Raw genomic sequence first — 24,128 nt, forward strand, 5'->3', positions numbered from 1 at the left:
TGTCGCAGAGGTGATGTGTTCAGGCCAGCGGGTACCGCACCGTTACAAAGGAAACGCGTTTCGGGGCTGGGCCGTGACACCCGTAAACTCATGCCCGTGACCGAGAACACTCAGCAGCCAGAGACAGCGCCCACCACCGAACTGCCGACCCAGTACGCGCCGGCCGACGTAGAGGGGCCCCTGTATGAGCGCTGGGTAGAACGCGGTTACTTCGAGGCCGACGAGCACAGCGACAAGCCGCCGTACACCATCGTCATCCCGCCGCCGAACGTCACCGGCAGCCTGCACCTGGGCCACGCCTTCGAGCACACCCTCATCGACGCCCTGACCCGCCGCAAGCGCATGCAGGGCTACGAGACGCTGTGGCAGCCCGGCATGGACCACGCCGGCATCGCCACCCAGAACGTCGTCGAGCGGGAGCTCGCCAAGGAGGGCAAGTCCCGGCACGACCTGGGCCGTGAGGCCTTCGTCGAGCGGGTCTGGCGGTGGAAGGCCGAGTCCGGCGGGCAGATCTCCGGCCAGATGCGCCGCCTCGGCGACGGCGTCGCCTGGTCCCGTGAGCGCTTCACCATGGACGAGGGCCTGTCCAAGGCCGTCCAGACCATCTTCAAGCGCCTCTACGACGACGGGCTGATCTACCGCGCCGAGCGCATCATCAACTGGTGCCCGCGCTGCCTGACCGCGATCTCCGACATCGAGGTCGAGTACCAGGACGACGACGGCGAGCTCGTCTCCATCCGCTACGGCGAGGGCGACGACTCCATCGTCGTGGCCACCACCCGCGCCGAGACGATGCTCGGCGACACCGCCGTCGCGGTCCACCCCGACGACGACCGCTACCGGCACCTCGTCGGCCGGGAGATCGAGCTGCCGCTCACCGGCCGCCGCATCCCCGTCGTCGCCGACGAGCACGTCGACCCGCAGTTCGGCACGGGTGCCGTCAAGGTCACCCCGGCCCACGACCCGAACGACTTCGAGATCGGCCAGCGGCACGACCTGCCCGCCATCGCCGTGATGGACGAGCACGCCGTCATCACCGCGCACGGCCCGTTCCAGGGCCTGGACCGCCTCGAGGCCCGTTCCGCCATCGTCGCCGCGCTGCGCGCCGAGGGCCGGATCGTCGCCGAGAAGCGCCCGTACGTCCACTCCGTCGGCCACTGCTCGCGCTGCAAGACCACCATCGAGCCGCGCCTGTCCATGCAGTGGTGGGTCAAGGTCGGCCCGCTCGCCAAGGCCGCCGGTGACGCGGTCCGCGACGGCCGGGTCAAGATCCATCCGCAGGAGATGGAGAAGCGCTACTTCGACTGGGTCGACAACCTGCACGACTGGTGCATCTCGCGGCAGTTGTGGTGGGGCCACCGCATCCCGGTCTGGTACGGCCCCGACGGCGAGGTCGTCTGCGTCGGCCCCGACGAGGAGCCGCCCAGCGGCGAGGGATGGCACCAGGAGACCGACGTCCTGGACACCTGGTTCTCCTCCGGCCTGTGGCCCTTCTCCACTCTGGGCTGGCCCGAAGAGACCGACTCGCTCAAGAAGTTCTATCCGAACTCCGTCCTGGTCACCGGCTACGACATCCTCTTCTTCTGGGTCGCCCGGATGATGATGTTCGGCCTGTACGCGATGGACGGCACCCCGCCGTTCCACACCATCGCCCTGCACGGCATGGTCCGCGACCAGTTCGGCAAGAAGATGTCGAAGTCCTTCGGCAACGCGGTCAACCCGCTGGACTGGATGGACAAGTACGGCTCCGACGCCCTCCGCTTCACCCTGGCCCGCGGCGCCAACCCCGGTGTCGACGTCCCGATCGGCGAGGACTGGGTCCAGGGCTCGCGCAACTTCGCCAACAAGATCTGGAACGCGACCCGCTTCGCCCTGATGAACGGCGCGACGGTCGAGGGGCCGCTGCCGGACCCGTCGAAGATGTCGCCGACGGACCGCTGGATCCTCTCCCGGCTGAACTCCGTCGTCGCCGAGGTCGACGCGTACTACGACGACTTCCAGTTCGCCAAGCTGTCGGACGCGCTGTTCCACTTCGCCTGGGACGAGGTCTTCGACTGGTACGTCGAGCTGTCCAAGACGACGTTCCAGGCGGGCGGCGAGCCGGCCGAGGTCAGCAAGCGCGTCCTGGGCGAGGTCCTGGACGTCATGCTCCGGCTGCTCCACCCGGTCGTCCCGTTCGTCACCGAGGCGCTGTGGACCGCGCTCACCGGCGGCGAGTCCGTCGTGATCGCCGACTGGCCGAAGGACAGCGGCTTCCGTGACCTCGAGGCCGAGCGGGAGATCGCCACACTCCAGTCGGTGATCACCGAGGTCCGCCGCTTCCGCGCCGACCAGGGCCTCCAGCCCGGACAGCGGGTCCCGGCCCGCCTGTCCCTGGAGGGCTCGCCGCTGGCCCGGCACGAGCCGGCCATCCGCCAGCTGCTGCGCCTGCAGCCGGAGGGCGACTCCTTCACGCCGACGGCGACCCTCCCGGTCGAGGGCGTCGAGGTCGCGCTGGACCTCTCCGGTGTGATCGACGTGGCCGCCGAGCGCAAGCGCCTCGCCAAGGACCTGGCCGCCGCCGAGAAGGAGAAGGCCCAGGCCACGGCCAAGCTCGGCAACGAGGCGTTCCTGTCCAAGGCCCCCGAGCACGTGGTCGAGAAGATCCGCACCCGCCTGGCCAAGGCCGAGGAGGACATCAGCCGCATCCAGGCCCAGCTGGAACGCCTCCCGCAGGCGTAGTCCTCCACGCACGCCAGCCCCAGGGCCCCGGCGCCGTTCTGGCACCGGGGCCCTTTGCGTGCGGGCGGCCGGGCCTCGGTGAGTGCGGCCGGGCCTCGGTGAGTGCGGAGCCGGGGGCCTTCCGGTGGGTGCGCCCGGAGGCTCTTTGTGTGCGTGCCGATGGTTCTTTCGTGAGGGGAGCCGGGTCCTTGGTGCGCCGGGGCCGGGCCCCTGGGCGCCGGCCCCGGCCCCGGCGTGCCGTGTCTGCGGGCTTCCCCCGCGGGGCGCCGGGCTATGTGCCCACGGGCAGCCGTGCCCCCGGCCGGCGGGCGGCGAGCTCTCGCCCTGGGGGTGCCGTTGGCCCGCCGGGTCGCAGGTGAGCCGCCGCCTCCGAGGCGGGCCGGGGGAGGGCAGGGCCGCACGTAGACTGGGGGCCGTGAGTGACAGCGACCCCTTTGCAGAGATCGTCGCGGCGGAGACCGACCGCGACCCCGATCTCGCCGTCATCGAGGCCGGCAGCCGCACCCTGCGCACCCAGAGCGGCCCGCCTCAGGCGGACATCCCCGCGCGCCCGGAGGACCCCGAGGTCGACAAGGCCCTGCGCGAGGTCGAGGGGGAGCTGGCCACCCGCTGGGGCGAGACCAAGCTCGAGCCCTCCGTCAGCCGCATCACCGCCCTGATGGACGTGCTGGGCGAGCCGCAGCGCTCGTACCCCTCCATCCACATCACCGGCACCAACGGCAAGACCTCCACCGCCCGCATGATCGAGGCCCTGCTCGGCGCCTTCGAGCTGCGCACCGGCCGGTACACCTCGCCCCATGTGCAGTCGGTGACCGAGCGCATCAGCCTGGACGGCGCGCCGATCTCCGCCGAGCGGTTCATCGAGACCTACCGGGACATCCAGCCGTACGTCGAGATGGTCGACTCCCGGCAGGAGTACCGGCTGTCGTTCTTCGAGGTGCTCACCGGCATGGCGTACGCCGCCTTCGCCGACGCGCCGGTCGACGTCGCGGTCGTCGAGGTCGGCATGGGCGGCAGCTGGGACGCCACGAACGTGATCGACGGGAACGTCGCCGTCGTCATGCCGATCGAGCTCGACCACACCGACCGGCTCGGCACCACCCCCGCCGAGATCGCCACGGAGAAGGCCGGCGTCATCAAGCAGGGCGCGACCGTGATCATGGCCCAGCAGCCGGTGGAGGCGGCCCAGGTACTGCTGAAGAAGGCCGTCGAGGTGGACGCGACCGTGGCCCGCGAGGGCCTGGAGTTCGGGGTCGTCTCCCGGCAGGTCGCCGTCGGCGGCCAGCTGCTCACCCTGCGCGGGCTGGGCGGCGAGTACCCCGAGGTGTTCCTGCCGTTGCACGGCGCCCACCAGGCGCACAACGCGGCCGTGGCGCTCGCCGCCGTGGAGGCCTTCTTCGGCGTCGGAGCCCAGCGCGCCGAACCGCTCGACATCGACACCGTGCGCAACGCCTTCGCCGCCGTCGCCTCGCCGGGCCGGCTGGAGGTCGTACGGCGCTCGCCGACCGTCGTGCTGGACGCCGCGCACAACCCGGCGGGCGCGCGGGCGGCCGCCGAGGCGCTGGGGGAGGCGTTCCAGTTCAGCCGGCTCATCGGCGTCGTCGGCGCGAGCGGCGACAAGAACGTCCGGGGCCTGCTGGAGGCCTTCGAGCCGGTCTTCGCGGAGATCGTCGTCACCCAGAACTCCAGCCACCGCGCGATGGACGCCGACGAGCTGGCGGGCATCGCCGTCGAGGTGTTCGGGGAGGAGCGCGTGCAGGTCGAGCCCCGGCTGCCGGACGCGCTGGACGCGGCGGTCACGCTGGCCGAGGAGGAGGGCGAGTTCGCCGGCGGCGGAGTGCTCGTCACCGGTTCGGTCATCACGGTCGGCGAGGCCCGGCTGCTCCTGGGGAGGGGCTGACCCACGATGCGTACGCTCTGTTCGTCCACGCTGATCGGCGAGTTCTTCGTGATCGGATTCGCCGGGCTGGTCGCGATGAAGGACCCGGACCTCGCTACGGGCACGGTGTGGACCGTGTGCGGCATCGCGATGTTCCTGTCCGTGGTGCTGTGCGGCATGGTCACCAGGCCCGGCGGCGTGGCGCTCGGCTGGGCGCTGCAGATCGCCCTGATCGCCTCCGGCTTCTTCGTCCCCTTCATGTACTTCATGGGCGTCCTGTTCGCCGCCCTGTGGTGGGCCTCGGTGCATTTCGGCCGAAAGGTGGACGAGGCGAAAGCCCGCTTCGCCGCGGAGGCCGAGCAGGCTGACGCTGCGTGACGCCCCTGAGGGCCCGCCCGGTAACCTCATCGAACCGCACATACCTGCTGTACCTAAGGAGCTCAGCCGTGACCCAGCGCACCCTCGTCCTCCTCAAGCCCGACGCTGTCCGTCGCGGCCTGACCGGCGAGATCATCAGCCGTATCGAGCGCAAGGCCGGCTGGCAGATCACCGCGCTGGAGCTGCGCACCCTGGACCAGGACACGCTGGAGCAGCACTACGGCGAGCACAAGGGCAAGCCCTTCTACGAGCCGCTGGTGGAGTTCATGTCCTCCGGCCCGGTCGTGGCCATGATCGTCGAGGGCGAGCGGGTCATCGAGGGCATGCGCCAGCTGGCCGGTCCGACCGACCCGATCGCCGCCGCGCCCGGCTCCATCCGCGGCGACTACGGCGTCATCGTCCGGGAGAACCTGATCCACGCCTCGGACTCCGAGGAGTCCGCCGAGCGCGAGGTGAAGATCTTCTTCCCGGGCCGCGCGTGAGGTCCTGCGCGGCGCGTCCGGCGGGCGCCGCATAACGATCTCGTCGCGGGCCGGTGAGGTCCGTTCCCGCACGTCTCGGAGGGTCTTGGGGCTTTGCCCCCGGACCTTCCTGGCAGCGCACGGCGTTCGGGGGAACGCATGCCACCGATGGACCGTCTCCACAAGCAGCCGAAGACGCCATCTGATGACAATGGCGAAGACCCTCGCGCGGTGTTCGCGAAGGCGCGTCTACGATGGAAGCCTTCACGTCACCGCACCCACCTCGCCGACCTGAAAAGCCCTCAAAAGCTCGTGGGAAGGCCAGACGAATCCTGATGGGGAACTCAATGTCGTTCATCGGCCGTGACATGGCTGTCGACCTCGGGACCGCCAACACGCTGGTGTACGTCAGGGGTCGCGGAATCGTACTCAACGAGCCGTCCGTCGTCGCGATCAACACCAACACCGGTGGCATCCTCGCGGTCGGCGCCGAAGCGAAGAAGATGATCGGGCGCACGCCCGGCAACATCGTTGCCGTGCGTCCCCTGAAGGACGGTGTCATCGCCGACTTCGAGATCACCGAGCGGATGCTCCGCTACTTCATCCTGAAGATCCACAAGCGGCGGTATCTGGCTCGCCCACGGGTCGTCGTCTGTGTGCCCTCGGGCATCACCGGCGTCGAGCGCCGTGCCGTCATCGAGGCGTCGTCCCAGGCCGGCGCCCGGCAGGTGCACATCATCGAGGAGCCCATGGCGGCGGCCATCGGCTCCGGGCTGCCGGTCCACGAGGCCACCGGCAACATGGTGGTGGACATCGGCGGCGGCACCACGGAGGTCGCGGTCATCTCCCTCGGCGGCATCGTCACCGCCCAGTCCATCCGGGTCGCGGGCGACGAGCTGGACAACGCCATCATCCAGCACGTCAAGAAGGAGTACTCGCTGCTGCTGGGTGAGCGGACGGCCGAACAGATCAAGATCACGATCGGTTCGGCGTACGACCTCGACACCGACGAGCACACCGAAATCCGGGGCCGGGACCTCGTGTCCGGGCTGCCCAAAACCGTCGTCATCTCGGCTGCCGAAGTCAGAAAGGCCATCGAGGAACCCGTCAACGCCATCGTGGACGCCGTCAAGACGACCCTCGACAAGTGCCCGCCGGAGCTGTCCGGCGACATCATGGACCGGGGGATCGTGCTGACCGGCGGCGGCGCCCTGCTGCGCGGCCTGGACGAGCGGCTGCGCCGGGAGACGGGCATGCCCATCCACATCGCCGAGGACCCGCTGGACAGCGTGGCGCTCGGGTCCGGCAAGTGCGTCGAGGAGTTCGAGGCACTGCAGCAGGTGCTCGACGCCCAGCCGCGCAGATAACACAACGTTTCGATTCCGCCGTACGGGACGATCACCCCTCGTACGGCGGATCGTTGATATAGAGACATAAACTCATCTCAACCACCGTTCCCGACACCCGCCTACGACGAGGAAGGCACGGCCGCCGCACGTGAGGGACACGAAAGAGAGCCGGCTGCTCCTGGTGCTGCTGATCGCCATCGCGTTCGCACTGATCACGGTGGACATCCGCGGCGGAGAGGATTCGCCGGTCGACGGTGCCCGGCATGCCGCCGCATCCGTCTTCGGCCCCATCGAGAACGGGGTGTCCAGCGCGGTCCACCCCATCGGCAACGCCGTCTCCGCCGTCCGCGAGTCCGGTGACCGGCACGACCGGCTCGCCGAACTGGAGCGGGAGAACGCCGCGCTCAAGGCCGAGCTCGGCAGCGACGACCGCGACCGCAGCCGTCTCAAGCAGCTCGACAAGCTGCTCGGAGTCGCCGGCAAGGGCCAGTACGGCATCAAGGGCGCCCAGGTCATCGCGATTGGAGCGGCCCAGGGCTTCTCCTGGACCATCACCATCGACGTCGGCGCCAACGACGGCATCGAACGCGACATGACCGTCATCAACGGCGACGGACTCGTCGGCCGGGTCACCACCGTCGGCCCCAACACCGCCACCGTGCTGCTCGCCAGCGACCCCGACTTCACCGTCGGCACCCGCATGGAGGGCAGCGACGAACTCGGCTTCGCCTCCGGCCAGGGCGACCGTCCGCTGCGTGTCGAACTGCTCAACGGCAAGGCCGAGGTCAAGAAGGGCGACCGCCTGGTCACCTTCGGCTCGCAGGCCGACAAGCCGTTCGTGCCCGGCGTGCCCGTCGGCATCGTCTCCCGCGTCGACCCCTCCGGCGGAGACCTGACCCGCACCCTCTACGTCACCCCGTACGTCAGCTTCAGCAAGCTCGACGTCGTCGGGGTCGTCGTCCAGGCCCCCGAGAAGGACCCGCGCGACACGGTGCTGCCCAAGAAGCCGAAGCCGACCCCCACGCCGACCGTGACGGTGACCGTCACCCCGTCCGCCCCCGCCGACGGCCAGCCCGAGCAGTAGGAGCTGCACCATGCGCGTCAACCGGATCCTGCTGTCCAGCTCACTCATCGTCGTCGCCCTGGTCGTCCAGGTCACCGTGCTCGCCCGGCTCCACCTCCCGGGCGCCGTGCCCGACCTGCTGCTGCTCACCGTCCTCGGCCTCGCCCTGGTCTACGGCCACGTCGGCGGCGCCCTCGTCGGCTTCTTCGCCGGACTCCTCGCCGACCTCGCCCCGCCCGCCGATCACGCCGCCGGCCGCTACGCCCTCGTGCTGTGCGTCATCGGCTACCTCGCCGGGCTCGTCAAGCCCGAGACCGGCCAGGTGAAGTCCGCCTCCGGCCCGATGGCCGTGGTGGTCGCCGCCGCGCTCGGCTCCACCCTGCTCTACGCCGGGGTCGGCGCCCTGGTCGGCGACACCGCCGCCCGCCATGTGGGCCTCGGCAGCCTGCTGTTCACCGCCGCCCTCTACGACCTGCTGCTGGCCCCGTTCGTGGTCCCCGGCGTCATGGCACTCGCCCGGCGCGCCGATTACGACCCCCTCGCCGACACCAGCTCCACCAAGGCCGGCGACATCTCCTCCGGCTGGCTGGCCGGCGGCACCGGACTGCGCATCGGCGGCCAGCGCGGCAACGGCCTGCGGGCCAGGGCCGCCCGGGCCCGGGTCGCCCGCGCCGGACGCATCAAGGGGGTCAAGCGCCTGTGACCTCGGCGAAGTTCACCCAGACGTGTGAGCGGGGCTGGAACCTGGCTGCGCGGCCCAGCCGTTCATCACCCGTACGCGGCCGCTCACGCGTGCGAACACAGCAGCGGGGCGGGCAGGCCGCGGTGGCACGAGCGACCAGGACTTCGAGAGGGGGACGCAGCAGGTGACCAACATTCCCGAGACCGGCCGCAACCCGCGCGTGCAGATCCGGCTCATCGTCATCCAGGTCCTCGTCCTCTCCCTGCTCGGCACCCTCGGCGGCCGGCTGTGGTACCTCCAGATCCGCGAGGGCGACCAGTACGCCAAGGAGGCCTCCGGCAACCACGTCCAGCAGGTCGTCCAGCCCGCCGTGCGCGGCTCCATCCTCGACGCCCGCGGAGTGCCCCTCGCGGACAACGAGACCCGGCTCGTCGTCTCCGCCTCCCGCACCGAGCTGATGAAGATGAAGGACGACGGCAAGGCGGTCCTCACCAAGCTCGCCAAGGTCCTCGGCATGACCCCCAAGGAGGTCATGGAGAAGGTCCGGCTGTGCGACGCCAAGACCCCCCAGCCCTGCTGGAACGGCTCGCCCTACCAGCCCATCCCCATCACCGACGAGGCCACCCCCAAGCAGGCCCTGCAGATCCGAGAACGCGCCGAGGACTTCCCCGGCATCACCGCCGAACCGCAGGCCGTGCGCCGCTACCCGTCACCCGGCAAGGCCAACACCGCCCAGGTCCTCGGCTATCTCTCGCCCGTCACCGACGAGGAGATCAAGGAAGCCCAGGACACCGACTCGCCCTACCTGCGCTCCGACATGGTCGGCCGCTCCGGACTCGAGCGGCAGTACGACAAGCAGCTGCGCGGCAAGGCCGGCGTCACCCGCTACGAGGTCGACAACCTCGGCCGTGTCCTCGGCAAGGCCCAGTCCGACCCGGCCGAGCCCGGCGCCAGCCTCGTCACCAGCATCGACGCCCGCGTCCAGCGCGTCGCCGAGTACCAGCTCAACTGGGCGATGAAGGAAGCGCGCAAGGTCCACGACCGCAACACCGGCACCAACTACAAGGCCGACTCCGGCGCCGTCGTGGTGATGGAGGCCAAGACCGGCCGCATCGTCGCCATGGCGTCCAACCCGACCTACGACCCCAACGTCTGGGTCGGCGGCATCTCCGCCAAGGACTACGCCAAGCTCACCGGCAAGAAGAGCAACTACCCGCTGCTCAACCGCGCCATCCAGGGCCAGTCCGCCCCCGGCTCCGTCTTCAAGGTCATCCCGACGGCGGCGGCCATCAGGGCCGGCTACTCCTTCGAGGGCCCCTACAACTGCTCCAGCTCGTACTCCATCGGCGGCCAGGTCTTCAAGAACTTCGAGTCCCAGAGCCACGGCCCGATCAGTCTCGGCCGCGCCCTCGAGGTCTCCTGCGACACCGTCTTCTACCGCCTCTCCCACGAGGAGTGGAAGCGCGACGGCGGCAACAAGCCCAAGAAGCACCCCAACGACTGGTTCTACAAGACCGCGCACGAGTTCGGCCTCGGCAAGGAGACCGGCATCGACCTGCCCAACGAGGTCACCGGCCGCATCCCCGACCGCCAGTGGAAGAAGGACTACTGGAAGGCCAACAAGGACGCCTGGTGCAAGACCGGCAAGAAGAACGGCAGCTACTCCGAGCGCATCGCCTACGAGAACTGCCTCGAAGGCAACCGGCTGCGCGCCGGTGACTCCGTCAACTACTCCATCGGCCAGGGCGACACCCTCGTCACCCCCATCCAGATGGCCACCATCTACGCCGCCCTCTCCAACGGCGGCACCCTGTACGACCCCACCATCGGCAAGGCCGTCATCAGCCCCGACGGCAGGACCGTCACCGAGATCAAGCCCAAGTCGCACGGCAAGCTCCCGGTGACCAAGAAGACCCTCAAGGCCATCGACAACGCCCTTGAGGGCGTCGCCACCCGCGGTACGGCCGCCTGGCGCTTCGGCGGCTGGCCGCAGGACAAGATCCCGATGCACGCCAAGACCGGTACGGCCGAGGTCTACGGCAAGCAGACCACCTCCTGGTTCACCACCTACACCGAGGACTACGCGATCGTCATGACGATCTCCCAGGGTGGTACCGGCTCCGGCGCCTCGGGTCCCGCCGTGCGCAACATCTACAACGCGCTCTACGGCGTCACCGAGGACGGCAAGATCGACAAGAAGAAGGCGCTGCTGCCCAAGCCGCAGAAGAGCCTGCCGAAGATCAAGGCGGACGGCACCATCAAGTCCCCCAAGATCCCCAAGGACCCCGCCAAGACGGCCGGCCCCTCGCCCGACGCCTCGGCCAACCCACCCGAGGACGACCAGGGCGACCCCGCCGACCAGCAAGGGGCCACCGTCCCCTCACCTGAGGCAAGCAACCGCGACACCCGCCGCCGGCGCCGCGGCGGCGGGCGCCCGCGCCGCCCCGCACGCCGGCCGCGCACCACCGCGTCCCGGAGGGCCGTCACATGACCGGCGGAGTCAACAGCTTCCAGGTCTCCGGCTACGGGCCCCAGCGCTCCGGCTGGGCCCGGCTCCTCGCCCGCGACTCCCTGGTCCGGCGCCTCGACTGGCCGATACTGCTCTCCGCGATCGTCCTGTCGTTGCTCGGTTCCCTGCTGGTCTTCTCGGCCACCCGCAACCGCACCGAGCTCAACCAGGGCGACCCGTACTACTTCCTCGTCCGCCACCTGCTGAACACCGGCATCGGCCTGGCCCTGATGGTCGGGGCGCTCTGGCTCGGCCACCGCGCCCTGCGCACCGCCGTGCCCATCCTCTACGGCGCGTCCGTCTTCCTGATCCTGCTGGTGCTCACCCCGCTGGGCTCCACCATCAACGGGGCCCACTCCTGGATCAAGCTGCCCGGCGGCTTCTCCCTCCAGCCCTCGGAGTTCGTGAAGCTCACGATCATCCTGGGCATGGCGATGCTGCTGGCCACCCGCGTCGACGCCGGCGACAGACAGTACCCCGACCACCGCACGGTCCTGCAGGCCCTCGGCCTCGCCGTGGTGCCCATGCTGATCGTGATGCTGATGCCCGACCTCGGCTCCGTCATGGTCATGGTCGTCATCGTGCTCGGCGTGCTGCTCGCCTCCGGCGCCTCCAACCGCTGGGTGTTCGGCCTCATGGGAGCCGGAGCCGCCGGCGCGGTCACCGTCTGGCAGCTCGGCATCCTCGACGACTACCAGATCAACCGGTTCGCCGCCTTCGCCAACCCCGAGCTCGACCCGGCCGGCGTCGGCTACAACACCAACCAGGCCCGCATCGCCATCGGCTCCGGCGGACTCACCGGCGCCGGCCTCTTCAACGGCCACCAGACCACCGGCCAGTTCGTCCCCGAGCAGCAGACCGACTTCGTCTTCACCGTCGCCGGCGAGGAACTCGGCTTCCTCGGCGGCGGACTGATCATCCTGCTGCTCGGCATCATCCTGTGGCGCGCCTGCCGCATCGCCCGCGACACCCCCGACCTGTACGGCACGATCGTCGCCGCCGGCATCGTCGCCTGGTTCGCCTTCCAGACCTTCGAGAACATCGGCATGACCCTCGGCATCATGCCGGTCACCGGTCTGCCCCTGCCGTTCGTGTCCTACGGCGGCTCCTCGATGTTCGCCGTCTGGATGGCCGTGGGCCTGCTGCAGTCCATCCGCCTGCAGAGACCCCTCTCCGCATAGGGCCTGTCGTGTGGATCAGCCCGCGGACGCGGGGTCTGGCACGCGCATCTGCGGCGTTGTCGTCGGTTGCCGATGCTCCGCATCGGCGCCCTCCTCCGCCTTGCAGCTGCACGCACCAGACCCCGCTCACCGGTGCTGACAAGGCGCCGGCGATTCCCGCAGGCTGATCCAAACGAAAGGCCCTCAGCCCGCCCTGCTCGCCCGGCCCGCGGGTACGGGCAGGCGGGGGAACGTTCCCCCTGCCGCTCCGTACCCGGGCCGACTAAATTCGGTGCATGGCGGACACCAAGCGCGAGATCGAGCGGAAGTACGAGATCCAGGACGCCGCACTGCCCGAGCTCAGCGGCATCCCGGGCGTCGCCTCCGTCCACGACAAGGGCGTCACCCACCTCGACGCCACCTACTACGACACCGCCGACCAACGCCTCACCTCCGCCTCCCTCACCCTGCGCCGCCGCACCGGCGGCACCGACGAGGGCTGGCACCTGAAGTTCCCGGTCGCGCCCGGAGTGCGGGACGAGGTCCGCGCCCCGCTCTCCGACGAACTCCCCGAGGGCCTCGCCCGGCTCGTCCGCTCCCGCGTACGCCACCACGAACTCCGGCCCGTGATCCGGCTGCGCTCCGACCGCGACGTACGCCACCTCCTCGACGCCAACGGCCGGCTCCTCGCCGAGGTCAGCCTCGACCGCGTCCACGCCGAACGCCTCACCGGCGACGGCGGCACCGCCCGGTGGACCGAGATCGAGGTCGAGCTCGCCGACGACGGGGACCCCGCCTTCCTCGACACGGTCGAGGACCACCTGCGCAAGGCCGGCGCCACCCCCTCGGCCTCCGCCTCCAAGCTCGCCCGGGCCCTCGCCGAGACCGCCCCCGCCGGCTCCCCGGCCGCATCCGCGACCCCGGCACCCGCATCGCCCGCCGCCCCCGCGACCACCTCCGCACCCGCCCCGGCCTCCGCTCCCGCCTCCGCCCCCAAGCGCAAGAAGCGCAAACAGCCGGGGGCCGGCCGGCCCGTCACCGCCGGCGACCACGTCCTCGCCTACGTCCGCGAACAGCGCGACGCCCTCGTCGACCTCGACCCTGCCGTCCGCCAGGACGTCCCCGACTCCGTGCACCGCATGCGCGTCGCCACCCGCCGCCTGCGCAGCACCTTCCGCGCCTTCCGCAGCGTCCTCGACCGCAAGGTCACCGACCCCGTCGCCGCCGACCTGAAATGGCTCGCCGGAGAACTGGGCCGCGACCGCGACCAGGAGGTCCTCGCCGAACGCCTGCGCACCGCCCTCGACGAGCTGCCCGACACCCTCGTCCACGGCCCCGTCCGCGACCGGCTCGCCGCCTGGTCCGAGGCCGGCCACAGCGGGGCCCACGGCCATGTCACCGCCATCCTCGACTCCCGCCGCTACCTCACCCTCCTCGACACCCTCGACGCCCTGCTCACCGACCCGCCACTGCGCAAGAAGGCCGCCGCCGAGCCGGGCAAGGTGCTCGCCGCGGCCGTACGCAAAAACCTCGACAAGCTCTCCGCGCTGATCGCCCGGGCCCTCGACCTGCCCCCCGGCCCCGACCGCGACACCGCCCTGCACGAGGCCCGCAAGAAGACCAAGCGCACCCGCTACGCGGCCGAGGCCGCCGCCCCCGCCCTCGGCACCCCGGCGACCGACCTGGTCAAGGCGATGAAGTCCCTCCAGACCCTGCTCGGCGACCACCAGGACAGCGTCATGGCCCGCGGCACCCTCACCGAGCTCGCCGCCGTCGCCCACGCGGCCGGCGAGAGCACCTTCACCTACGGCCTCCTCTACGGCCGCGAGGAGCGGCGGGCCGAGATCGCCGAGACGGAGCTGCCGCGGATGTGGGAGTCGATGCGGAAATCGCTCGGCAAGGCGATCGACAAGATGGGCAAGTAGATCCCAGCGCCCTTGCGCCGGACCCCGGCCTGCCGCCCCCGCCCACCCGGACCAGTGCGCACTTCCGCCGTGCGGGGGACCCCCGTGTCCGCGTTAGGCTTGATGGTCACCCGTCCCCAGCCGCCGGCCGGGGCCCCAACCCCAGCACACGAAGGTCAGCGAGATGCCTGCCGAAGCCGCCGAGTCTGTGAAGTCTGTGTTTCCGCAGCTCGAAGCTCTCCTCCCGCATGTGCAGAAGCCCATCCAGTACGTCGGCGGAGAACTGAACTCCACGGTCAAGGACTGGGACAGCTGCGACGTCCGCTGGGCGCTGATGTACCCCGACGCCTACGAGGTCGGCCTGCCCAACCAGGGCGTCATGATCCTCTACGAGGTGCTCAACGAGCAGGAGGGCGTCCTCGCCGAGCGCACCTACAGCGTGTGGCCCGACCTGGAGGCGCTGATGCGTGAGCACGGCGTCCCGCAGTTCACCGTCGACAGCCACCGCCCGGTCAGCGCCTTCGACGTGCTCGGTCTGAGCTTCTCCACGGAGCTCGGCTACACCAACATGCTCACGGCCCTGGACCTGTCCGGCATCCCGCTGGAGTCCAAGGACCGCACCATCGACGACCCCATCGTCATGGCCGGCGGCCACGCGGCCTTCAACCCCGAGCCCATCGCCGACTTCATCGACTGCGCGGTGATCGGCGACGGCGAGCAGGCCGTGCTGGAGATCACACAGATCATCCGCGCCTGGAAGCAGGAGGGCCGCCCCGGCGGGCGCGAGGAACTCCTCCTGCGCCTGGCCAAGACCGGCGGCGTCTACGTCCCCGGCTTCTACGACGTCGAGTACCTCCCCGACGGCCGGATCGCCCGTGTCGTGCCCAACCGCAGCGGCGTGCCGTGGCGGGTGAGCAAGCACACCGTCATGGACCTCGACGAGTGGCCCTACCCCAAGCAGCCCCTCGTCCCGCTCGCCGAGACCGTCCACGAGCGCATGTCCGTGGAGATCTTCCGCGGCTGCACCCGCGGCTGCCGCTTCTGCCAGGCCGGCATGATCACCCGCCCGGTGCGCGAGCGCTCGATCACCGGCATCGGCGAGATGGTCGACAAGGGTCTGAAGGCGACCGGCTTCGAGGAGGTCGGCCTGCTCTCCCTGTCCTCCGCCGACCACTCGGAGATCGGCGACATCGCCAAGGGCCTCGCCGACCGCTACGAGGACGACAAGATCGGCCTCTCCCTGCCCTCCACCCGGGTCGACGCCTTCAACATCGACCTGGCGAACGAGCTGACCCGCAACGGCCGCCGCTCCGGCCTCACCTTCGCCCCCGAGGGCGGCTCGGAGCGCATCCGCAAGGTCATCAACAAGATGGTCTCGGAGGAGGACCTGATCCGCACCGTCGCCACCGCCTACGGCAACGGCTGGCGCCAGGTGAAGCTGTACTTCATGTGCGGACTGCCCACCGAGACCGACGAGGACGTCCTGCAGATCGCCGACATGGCGACCAAGGTCATCGCCAAGGGCCGCGAGGTCTCCGGGTCCAACGACATCCGCTGCACGGTCTCCATCGGCGGCTTCGTCCCCAAGCCGCACACCCCGTTCCAGTGGGCGCCGCAGCTCTCCGCCGAGGAGACCGACGCCCGCCTGGCCAAGCTCCGCGACAAGATCCGCGGCGACAAGAAATACGGCCGCTCCATCGGCTTCCGCTACCACGACGGCAAGCCCGGCATCGTCGAGGGCCTGCTCTCCCGCGGCGACCGCCGCCTCGGCGCCGTCATCCGCGCGGTCTACGAGGACGGCGGCCGCTTCGACGGCTGGCGCGAGCATTTCTCCTACGACCGCTGGATGCAGTGCGCGGAGAAGGCCCTGGCCCCCTACGGCGTGGACGTCGACTGGTACACCACCCGCGAGCGCACCTACGAGGAGGTCCTCCCCTGGGACCACCTCGACTCGGGCCTCGACAAGGACTGGCTCTGGGAGGACTGGCAGGACGCCCTCGACGAGACCGAGGTCGAGGACTGCCGCTGGAGCCCTTGCTTCGACTGCGGCGTGTGCCCGCAGATGGACACTTCCATCCAAATCGGCCCCACGGGCAAGAAGCTGCTGCCGCTCACGGTCAAGAACTCGGGCCCGACCCCGGCCGCGAGCGCCCACTCGCACTGACCCGGCACTGACCAGAGCCGACGCGACCAAGCAGGTCATCCCCGTACGAGGCGGATGACCTGCTCGGTCGCGCTCTCTCGGCGCTAGCCGCAGTCGCCGCCCGCACCCGCGGGCTCGACCGGTGACTACAACGTGCTCGGCATGACATGGTCCGGCGCTGTCGCGCTCGACGTGTGCGCACTGGTCTGCCGTGGCAACCGCGTCCTCAGCGAGGACCACTTCGTCTTCTACAACAATCAGCAGACGCCGGACGGTTCGGTGCGGGCCGTGCCGGCGGCCGGGCCGGACAAGGCGGCGGTGCGGGTCGCCTTCGACGCGCTGCCGGAGGCCGCCGACCGGCTGGTGCTGGTGGCCGCCGTGGATCCGGAGGTGAACCCGGACGCCGACCTGTCCGGCTTCACCGACGCCTGCATCCGGCTGCTGGACCCGGCGATGACCGAACTCGGCCGGCTCGAGGTCTCCGACGGGCGAGCCCGGGAGACCGCTCTGGTACTGGGCTCCTTCCGGCACCGGTCCAACGGCGACTGGGACTTCGTCAAGTACCAGTCGTGCAGCGGTCCCACGTCGTCGTTGTCGTCGGCGATGAAGCCGTCGACCGACACCACGCTGTGCATGATCACTGTGCTCACGGGGCCTCCTCGGCCAGCCTGTGCATGGGCCTCGATCCTGCCCCTTCGCGGGGCGGCCCGCTGGGATTGAGGCCGGTGGCCGGCCGGCTCGGTCACGATCTTGGTCACGATTCTGTGTGGACCTCGGGTCCGAGGGATCCGGGCGGGGTGTGCGGGGCGTCCTCGGCGGTATGGAACTGGAGAAGTCTGGTGGCCGGGCCGGCGGGGCCGCCGGCGGCGGGGAGGGTTGTCTCGTCACGGCGATCCGCCTTCCGGTGCGGATCGTTGTGCTGGTGCTCGTCGTGCCCGTGCGGATGCTGTGGGACGCGCTGGTCGTGACGGGGCGGTGGCTGAACGACGCGCTGCTCCGGCCGGTCGGGCGGGGGCTGCTGTGGCTGGCGCGGGCGGTGTTCGTGTGGCCGCTGGTGGGGCTGTGGCGGTATCTGCTCACTCCGCTCGGGCAGCTGGCGCTGTGGCTCGGGAAGGTGCTGATCGTCGCGCCGGCGCTGTGGCTGTACCGGTGGGTGCTGACGCCCGTCGGGCATGCCGTGATGTGGCTGGTGCGCGGGGTGGGGGTCGTGCTCGCCGCCATCGGAGCCGGGGCGTATGCGGTGCTGGCCTGGCTGGTGCGGTATCTGGTGGTCGTGCCGGCGGTGTGGGTGTACCGGTGGGTGCTGACGCCCGTCGGGCATGCCGTGATGTGGCTGGTGCGCGGGGTGGGGGTCGTGCTCGCCGCGATGGGGGCGGGGGCGTATGCGGTGCTGGCCTGGCTGGTGCGGTATCTGGTGGTCGTGCCGGCCGTGTGGCTCTACACGTGGGTGCTGACGCCGGTCGGGCGGGCGATCGCCTGGTGCGCCCGGGGAGTGGCGTGGGCGGCCGGCATGGTCGTCAGCGGTGTCGGCACGGCGCTGTACTGGATCATGCGGGTGCTGTTCGTGCTGCCCGCGCTCGCCGTGTGGCGGTGGGTGCTGGTGCCGGTCGGGCGGGTGCTCGCCATCATCGGACGGGAGATATGGGACGCGCTCGGGCACGCCTGGCGGGTCGCCGCGCACATCTCGCTCGTCGTCGGACGGTTCCTCGCGACCCTCTTCCGGTGGATCTTCGTGGAGCCGGTGCGATGGGTGTACCGCAGTGTGCTGACACCGATCGGGCACGCCGTGCGTGATGCGGTGCTGCGGCCCGCCGCCCGTGCGGCGCGCAGCGTGGGGCGGGCCACGCGGCAGGCGCTCGCCTCCGCCCGCGAGTCCGTCCGGCAGGCCCGCGCCGACTTCCGCCGGATGCTCTTCGGCGAGCCCCGGAAGCCCCTGCTCACGGACCGCGGGGAACCTCCCGCGCGGCAGGCACGTACTCTTGGTAGCAGTACGACCGCTCTCACGAAGGACTGAACGACACTGGGCAAGCGACAGCCCGTAGGCCCGCCGCCCGCACCCGCGGTGCAGCGCATCCGACTGCGCTACACCAAGCGCGGCCGCCTCCGGTTCACCAGCCACCGTGACTTCCAGCGCGCCTTCGAGCGTGCGCTGCGCCGTGCCGAGGTGCCGATGGCGTACTCGGCGGGGTTCACGCCGCACCCGAAGGTGTCGTACGCCAATGCCGCACCCACCGGCACGGGCAGTGAGGCGGAGTATCTGGAGATCGCCCTGACCGAGCCGCGCGACCCCGAGCGGCTCCGGATCCTCCTCGACGAGTCGCTGCCCGCCGGGCTCGACATCGTCGAGGCGGTCGAGGCCCGCACCTCGGGGCTCGCCGACCGGCTCACGGCCTCCGTGTGGGAGCTGCGGCTGGACGGCGTCGACCCCGAGGAGGCCCGCCGCGCGGTGGACGCCTTCAAGGCGGCCGAGACCGTAGAGGTCCAGCGGCTCACCAAGAACGGCGTGCGAACCTTCGACGCCCGTTCCGCGGTCGCCGGTCTGGAATGCGTGGAGACGCACTCCGCGCACTCCTCGCAGGCTGATAGGCCGAGCGACCAGCCCTGTGCGATACTGCGGCTGGTTGTTCGGCACGTGACGCCTGCCGTACGACCTGACGACGTCCTGTCCGGTCTTCGCGCCGTGGCCGACCTGGCGCCGCCGGTCCCCGCAGCGGTGACCAGGCTGGCGCAGGGGCTGTTCGATGAAGAGACCGGCACGGTGACCGACCCGCTCGCGCCCGACCGCGAGGCAGTGACGGCCCGCTCGACGGCCGATCCCACTGCCACCGCGACGGCGCCGGCGTAAGGAAGGTTCCGCGAAGGGACGCACGTCGTAGCGCCGCCCTCGAACTCGGGAGCCACCTGGGTCGGGCAGCGCACCGACCAGAAGACTTTCGCCAGGCCGTACGCATTCGGCGTACGGAACCGGCGAGACAGGACACAGAGAGCTCCCGAGCGGCGCCCGCGCCCCGGACGGCGGCACCGCGCAACGCGCGAGCCGCGGACGTCACCGGCAGTTGCCGGACCAGGTGCGGCGCCCGGGAGCCTGACGGGAGAAACGCCCGCATGCTCGAACCGACCGAGCCCACCCAGGGCTCCGAATCCACCACTCCCAGCGACACCCTGCCGCCCCGTAGGCGCCGGCGTGCCGCTTCCCGCCCGGCGGGACCGCCCGCCGGGACCTCCGAGACGGCGGCCGAGACGGCCGAAGTGGTCACGCCGGCCATACCGTCCGCCGACCCCGCCGAGCCCAAGGCTTCCGAGGCGAAGAGCACCAAGGACAACGAGGACACCAAGGACACCAAGCACACGGCCGCGGACACGCAGGCCGCTGCCGGTGCCGGTGCCGACGAGGCGCAGGCGGAGGCCGCTCCGCGCCGCCGTCGCCGGGTGGTCCGGCGCGCCTCCGCACCCGCCGGAGCGCCGGCGTCCGCCGAGGTGGCCGAGACCGTCATCCCGGCCGCGCCCGCAGCGACCGCCGCGAGCGATGAGGCGGCGACTGCATCTGCGGACGCCGAGGAGAAGGAAGAGACGAGCGAGCTCGAAGAGGGCGAGGGGACCGCCGAGGCGGCCGAGTCCTCCGAGTCCTCCGAGCCCGCCGAGCCCGCCGAGAGCGCCGAGTCCTCCGAGCCCGCCGAGAGCGCCGAGTCCGCCGAGAGCGTCGAGAGCGCCGAGTCCGCCGTGTCCTCGGAGGAGGCCGCGCCGCGTCGCGCCCGTCGCCGGGTGACGCGGAGTGTGACCACGCCGCAGGCGACGGCGACCGCGCCGGCGGATTCCGCCGAGACCGCACAGCCCGCTGAGACGGCTCAGGCCGCCAAGACCGCCGATGAAGCGAAGCCCGCCGAGGCAGAGGAAGCCGCCGTGGCCGCAGAGACCGGCGAATCCGCCGGCACCCCCGAAATCGCCGAGGACGCCGCTCCTCGCCGGACGCGCCGCCGGTCCTCCCGCCGCGCCTCCGCCCCCGCCGCCGAGCAGGCCATGGCCTCCGAGAACACCGAAGAGGCCACTGACGGCAGCGAAGCCTCCGAAGAGAGCGTCGAAGAGAGCACCGCCGCGCAGGTCTCCGAGCCCGCCGCCGAGACCGCCGAAGCCTCCGAGGCGGGCGACGCCGCGCCCCGCAAGCGCCGCCGGGTGGTCCGCAAGCCGCCCGCCGGGTTCGCCGCTCCGGCGCAGCCCGCCCCGGCCGCCGTTCCCGCCGCCGAGCCGGAGGACTCCGGCAGCGGAAGCAGGCCGCCGAGGCGCCCCGTGCAGCCCCCGGTCGCGGTGTTCCAGCCGCCGGTGTTCACCGAGCCCAAGTTCCAGACCCCGGAGCGGGCCGCGGCCGAAGCGGCCGCCGAGGCCGCGGGCGCGGATGAGCCCGAGGAGATCGAGGAGTTCCCGGAGGAGCGGCCCGCCGGTTCGCGCCGCAGGCGCCGCCGCCGGGGCGGTTCCGAGGAGCCCGAGGCCGCACCGGCCGCCGACACGGTGGAGACGGAGGAGGCCGACGAGTCCGCCGAGGACCACGCGGACACCGAGGACCACGACGACAGCGAGACCGGCGGTTCGCGCCGGCGCCGTCGCCGCGGCGGCCGTCGCCGCCGGCGGGGCGAGTCCGCCGAGGGCGACAGCGGCGAGGCCGGGGACACCGGCACCGAGCGGGCCGCCGCCGAGCAGGCCGCCCAGGACGCCGAGGACATCGCCGAGCAGGCGGAGGAGGACGCCGAGGCGTCCGCCGAGAAGGCTGAGAAGGGCGACGAGGGTACGGAGAGCCGCGAGGAGCGGGAGGGCGCCGCCGCCCAGACCGGGTCCAGCAGCAGCCGTCGCCGCCGTCGCCGTCGTCGCCGGGCGGGTGACGCCAGCGTCGAGACCGAGCCGTCCGCGGACGACCCGGAGCGCACGGTCGTCAAGGTCCGTGAGCCGCGCCCCAGGACCGAGCCGTCCGACGAGGTGCAGTCCATCAAGGGCTCGACCCGTCTGGAGGCCAAGAAGCAGCGCCGCCGCGAGGGCCGCGAGCAGGGCCGCCGCCGGGTGCCGATCATCACCGAGGCGGAGTTCCTGGCCCGCCGCGAGGCCGTCGAGCGGGTCATGGTCGTGCGGCAGCACGGCGACCGCACCCAGATCGGCGTCCTCGAGGACAACGTGCTCGTCGAGCACTACGTCAACAAGGAGCAGGCGGTCTCGTACGTCGGGAACGTCTACCTCGGCAAGGTGCAGAACGTGCTGCCGTCGATGGAGGCCGCCTTCATCGACATCGGCAAGGGCCGCAACGCCGTGCTCTACGCCGGTGAGGTCAACTTCGAGGCGCTGGGCATGGCCAACGGGCCGCGCCGCATCGAGTCCGCCCTGAAGTCCGGCCAGTCGGTGCTCGTCCAGGTGACGAAGGACCCGATCGGCCACAAGGGCGCGCGTCTGACCAGCCAGGTCTCCCTCCCCGGGCGCTACCTCGTGTACGTGCCCGAGGGGTCGATGACCGGCATCAGCCGCAAGCTGCCCGACACCGAGCGGTCCCGGCTGAAGACCATCCTCAAGAAGATCGTCCCCGAGGACGCGGGTGTCATCGTGCGCACCGCCGCCGAGGGCGCGAGCGAGGAGGAGCTGCGCCGGGACGTCGAGCGGCTGCAGGCGCAGTGGGAGGACATCCAGAAGAAGGCCAAGAACGGCAACGCCCCGACGCTGCTGTACGGCGAGCCCGACATGACCGTCCGGGTCGTGCGGGACATCTTCAACGAGGACTTCTCCAAGGTCATCGTCAGCGGCGACGAGGCGTGGGAGACCATCCACGGGTACGTCTCGCACGTGGCCCCGGACCTGGTCGGCCGGCTGCAGAAGTGGACCAGCGACGTCGACGTCTTCGCCACGTACCGGATCGACGAGCAGCTCGCCAAGGCGCTGGACCGCAAGGTCTGGCTGCCGAGCGGCGGCTCGCTGGTGATCGACCGGACCGAGGCGATGGTCGTCATCGACGTCAACACCGGCAAGTTCACCGGCCAGGGCGGCAACCTCGAGGAGACGGTCACCAGGAACAACCTGGAGGCGGCCGAGGAGATCGTGCGCCAGCTGCGGCTGCGCGACCTCGGCGGCATCATCGTGATCGACTTCATCGACATGGTGCTGGAGTCCAACCGGGACCTGGTGCTGCGCCGCCTGCTGGAGTGCCTGGGCCGGGACCGTACGAAGCACCAGGTCGCCGAGGTGACCTCGCTGGGCCTGGTGCAGATGACCCGCAAGCGGGTCGGCCAGGGCCTGCTGGAGTCGTTCTCGGAGACCTGCGTCCACTGCAACGGCCGCGGCGTCATCGTCCACCTCGACCAGCCGGCCGGGACCGGTGGCGGCGGCAAACGCCGCAAGCGTGCCCGTGCCGGTGCCGCCGAGCAGCCCGTCGAGGCGGCCGTGGCCGTGGAGACGGCCGAGCAGGAGGCGGAGCAGGAGTCGGAGGCCGAGGTCGTGGCGGAGGTCGCCGAGCCCGCCGCGCTCCCGGAGCCCGCCTTCACCCCGGACGAGGAGCTGTACGGCAGCGCTGCCGAGGCGGAGGCCGCAGCGAGCCGCGGACGCGGCCGTCGCCGGGCGAGCCGCCGGGCCTCCGCGCCCGCGGGCGCGCCCAAGGCCGACGAGGCCAAGGGCAAGGCGAAGCAGGGCAGGGGCAAGCAGGAGAAGGCCCAGCAGGAGGAGGCCGCGGCCGCCGAGCCCGCCGGGGCGCCGACGGCTCAGGACGTGACGCCCGCCGAGGAGGCGGAGCGCCCCGTGCAGCCCGAGTCGGCCGCCGAGGCGCTGGCCGAGCCGGCCGCCGTGGAGGACGCGGTGGTGGGCGCTCGGGAGGAGGCCAAGGCCCCGTCGGCCGAGGAGGCCGCTCCCAAGGGCCGTACGCGCCGCCGGGTCACCCGCAAGGTGACCGCGCCTGCCGGTTCCCCGGCGGGAGCGGAGCCCGCGGTGGTGACCGTCGCCGAGACCGCCGCGGCGAGCGCACCGGCGCCCGAGGCGCAGCCGGAGGGGACCCCGGCGGCCGCCGAGGCGCCCGAGCCCGCCGCTCCGGCCCGCCCGCGCCGCCGTGCGGTGCGCAAGCCGACCACGCCCACCGCGTCCGAGGAGGCGGCCGTGGTCGTCCTCCCGGCGGCCCCGGCCGAGGAGCCGGCCCCCGCCGGGACGCAGGCCGGGAAGGCTGCCGAGCAGCCCTCCGAGGTCCCGGCCGAGGCGCCTGCCGAGGCGGGCGCGGAGGCAGGCACCGAGGCGGGAGCCGAGGAGGAGGCCGCGCCGGCCAGGAAGACCGCCCGCAAGGCGGCCAAGAAGGCCACGGCGAAGAAGGCCGCGACGAAGAAGACGGCGGCCAAGAAGACCGCCGCCAAGAAGACGACGGCCAAGAAGGCGGCCAAGACCACCAAGTCGGCCGCGAAGAAGACGACGTCGAAGAAGACCGCGGCCGCCTCCCAGCAGCCGCCGTCGTCCTCGGTCACGGCCGTGACCGAAGAGGACTGAGCGGGCGTCTACCCTGTGTGGTCCTGTCCCCCGCGGACAGGACCACACCCTTTTCGCCCGCACGGCGGCCGGCCGTGCGGCACACCCGCCCGCCCGCACCCACCGTGCGCCGCCGAGACCCGATCCCCCGACATCCCCCCGACTCGGCGGAACCCGGGGAACGTAAGGAGAATGACCGCGATGATAGGCCTCGTGCTTGCGGCCGGCGCCGGACGGCGTCTGCGCCCCTACACCGACACCCTGCCCAAGGCGCTGGTGCCTGTGGGTGCGGAGGACGGGCCGGAGCCCGTCACCGTCCTGGACCTGACGCTCGCCAACTTCGCGGAGGTCGGTCTGACCGAGGCCGCGATCATCGTCGGCTACCGCAAGGAGGCCGTCTACGAGCGCAAGG

15 protein-coding genes and 2 pseudogenes are annotated in these 24,128 nt (G+C 71.5%); 16 read left to right on the plus strand and 1 reads right to left on the minus strand.

Annotated features, from left to right (window positions below; genetic code table 11):
- Window positions 1-96: 96 nt before the first annotated feature.
- From ABD198_RS17760 to ABD198_RS17815, 12 genes and pseudogenes are all read left to right on the plus strand, one after another.
- Complete coding sequence (locus tag ABD198_RS17760) at window positions 97-2,721, plus strand: valine--tRNA ligase (protein WP_344002399.1); 2,625 nt, start codon at window positions 97-99, stop codon at window positions 2,719-2,721.
- Window positions 2,722-3,136: 415 nt separating this feature from the next.
- Entirely contained in the window at window positions 3,137-4,621 is a 1,485-nt protein-coding gene (gene folC / locus ABD198_RS17765; RefSeq protein WP_344002402.1) for a bifunctional tetrahydrofolate synthase/dihydrofolate synthase, read from the plus strand.
- Between the two features lie 6 nt (window positions 4,622-4,627).
- Window positions 4,628-4,978 carry a DUF4233 domain-containing protein gene (locus tag ABD198_RS17770; protein ID WP_344002405.1) on the plus strand — a complete coding sequence of 117 codons (351 nt, stop codon included), beginning with the start codon at window positions 4,628-4,630 and terminating at the stop codon, window positions 4,976-4,978.
- 68 nt (window positions 4,979-5,046) lie between these two features.
- The gene (gene ndk, locus ABD198_RS17775; RefSeq protein ID WP_167998148.1) at window positions 5,047-5,460 is read left to right on the plus strand and encodes a nucleoside-diphosphate kinase; all 414 of its coding nucleotides are present in this window, start codon (window positions 5,047-5,049) and stop codon (window positions 5,458-5,460) included.
- A 326-nt stretch (window positions 5,461-5,786) separates the two neighbouring features.
- Window positions 5,787-6,806, plus strand: coding sequence for a rod shape-determining protein (locus ABD198_RS17780; protein ID WP_028422119.1), 1,020 nt, complete (start codon window positions 5,787-5,789; stop codon window positions 6,804-6,806).
- A 130-nt stretch (window positions 6,807-6,936) separates the two neighbouring features.
- Window positions 6,937-7,872, plus strand: coding sequence for a rod shape-determining protein MreC (mreC, locus tag ABD198_RS17785; protein ID WP_344002412.1), 936 nt, complete (start codon window positions 6,937-6,939; stop codon window positions 7,870-7,872).
- Window positions 7,873-7,882: 10 nt separating this feature from the next.
- Window positions 7,883-8,554, plus strand: coding sequence for a rod shape-determining protein MreD (mreD, locus tag ABD198_RS17790; RefSeq protein ID WP_344002415.1), 672 nt, complete (start codon window positions 7,883-7,885; stop codon window positions 8,552-8,554).
- A 163-nt stretch (window positions 8,555-8,717) separates the two neighbouring features.
- Complete coding sequence (mrdA, locus tag ABD198_RS17795) at window positions 8,718-11,024, plus strand: penicillin-binding protein 2 (protein WP_344002418.1); 2,307 nt, start codon at window positions 8,718-8,720, stop codon at window positions 11,022-11,024.
- Window positions 11,021-12,223 carry a rod shape-determining protein RodA gene (gene rodA, locus ABD198_RS17800; RefSeq protein WP_344002421.1) on the plus strand — a complete coding sequence of 401 codons (1,203 nt, stop codon included), beginning with the start codon at window positions 11,021-11,023 and terminating at the stop codon, window positions 12,221-12,223. Before mrdA ends, rodA begins: the two co-directional genes overlap by 4 nt.
- A gap of 275 nt (window positions 12,224-12,498) precedes the next feature.
- Entirely contained in the window at window positions 12,499-14,127 is a 1,629-nt protein-coding gene (locus ABD198_RS17805) for a CYTH and CHAD domain-containing protein (RefSeq protein WP_344002424.1), read from the plus strand.
- 163 nt (window positions 14,128-14,290) lie between these two features.
- Entirely contained in the window at window positions 14,291-16,270 is a 1,980-nt protein-coding gene (locus tag ABD198_RS17810; protein WP_344002426.1) for a TIGR03960 family B12-binding radical SAM protein, read from the plus strand.
- A 99-nt stretch (window positions 16,271-16,369) separates the two neighbouring features.
- Window positions 16,370-16,807 (plus strand): annotated as a pseudogene (locus ABD198_RS17815) (TerD family protein); the annotation flags it as partial.
- Here ABD198_RS17815 and ABD198_RS30740 read toward each other — a convergent pair.
- Window positions 16,783-16,884, minus strand: a pseudogene (locus tag ABD198_RS30740) (dihydrofolate reductase); the annotation flags it as partial. The pseudogenes ABD198_RS17815 and ABD198_RS30740 overlap by 25 nt on opposite strands.
- Window positions 16,885-17,069: 185 nt before the next feature.
- Between ABD198_RS30740 and ABD198_RS17820 the strand changes: the two are divergent.
- From ABD198_RS17820 to ABD198_RS17835, 4 genes are all read left to right on the plus strand, one after another.
- Window positions 17,070-18,263 carry a hypothetical protein gene (locus tag ABD198_RS17820; RefSeq protein ID WP_344002429.1) on the plus strand — a complete coding sequence of 398 codons (1,194 nt, stop codon included), beginning with the start codon at window positions 17,070-17,072 and terminating at the stop codon, window positions 18,261-18,263.
- A 48-nt stretch (window positions 18,264-18,311) separates the two neighbouring features.
- On the plus strand, window positions 18,312-19,094 hold the full coding sequence (locus ABD198_RS17825; RefSeq protein ID WP_344002432.1) for a TIGR03936 family radical SAM-associated protein: 783 nt from the start codon (window positions 18,312-18,314) through the stop codon (window positions 19,092-19,094).
- Window positions 19,095-19,354: 260 nt separating this feature from the next.
- Window positions 19,355-23,737 carry an Rne/Rng family ribonuclease gene (locus ABD198_RS17830; RefSeq protein WP_344002435.1) on the plus strand — a complete coding sequence of 1,461 codons (4,383 nt, stop codon included), beginning with the start codon at window positions 19,355-19,357 and terminating at the stop codon, window positions 23,735-23,737.
- 180 nt (window positions 23,738-23,917) lie between these two features.
- Window positions 23,918-24,128 (plus strand): sugar phosphate nucleotidyltransferase (locus ABD198_RS17835; RefSeq protein ID WP_344002455.1); only part of this gene is annotated, 211 nt, incomplete at its 3' end.

The sequence above is a fragment of the Streptomyces thermocarboxydovorans genome (assembly GCF_039524635.1).
Lineage (GTDB): Bacteria > Actinomycetota > Actinomycetes > Streptomycetales > Streptomycetaceae > Streptomyces > Streptomyces thermocarboxydovorans.

What these genes read in the sequence shown, in the direction of transcription:
- ABD198_RS17770 (WP_344002405.1), top strand. Translation starts at nt 4,628, where the DNA reads ATGCGTACGCTCTGTTCGTCCACGCTGATCGGCGAGTTCTTCGTGATC.
- ABD198_RS17780 (WP_028422119.1), top strand. Translation starts at nt 5,787, where the DNA reads ATGTCGTTCATCGGCCGTGACATGGCTGTCGACCTCGGGACCGCCAAC.
- mreD (WP_344002415.1), top strand. Translation starts at nt 7,883, where the DNA reads ATGCGCGTCAACCGGATCCTGCTGTCCAGCTCACTCATCGTCGTCGCC.
- rodA (WP_344002421.1), top strand. Translation starts at nt 11,021, where the DNA reads ATGACCGGCGGAGTCAACAGCTTCCAGGTCTCCGGCTACGGGCCCCAG.
- ABD198_RS17805 (WP_344002424.1), top strand. Translation starts at nt 12,499, where the DNA reads ATGGCGGACACCAAGCGCGAGATCGAGCGGAAGTACGAGATCCAGGAC.
- ABD198_RS17810 (WP_344002426.1), top strand. Translation starts at nt 14,291, where the DNA reads ATGCCTGCCGAAGCCGCCGAGTCTGTGAAGTCTGTGTTTCCGCAGCTC.
- ABD198_RS17820 (WP_344002429.1), top strand. Translation starts at nt 17,070, where the DNA reads ATGGAACTGGAGAAGTCTGGTGGCCGGGCCGGCGGGGCCGCCGGCGGC.
- ABD198_RS17830 (WP_344002435.1), top strand. Translation starts at nt 19,355, where the DNA reads ATGCTCGAACCGACCGAGCCCACCCAGGGCTCCGAATCCACCACTCCC.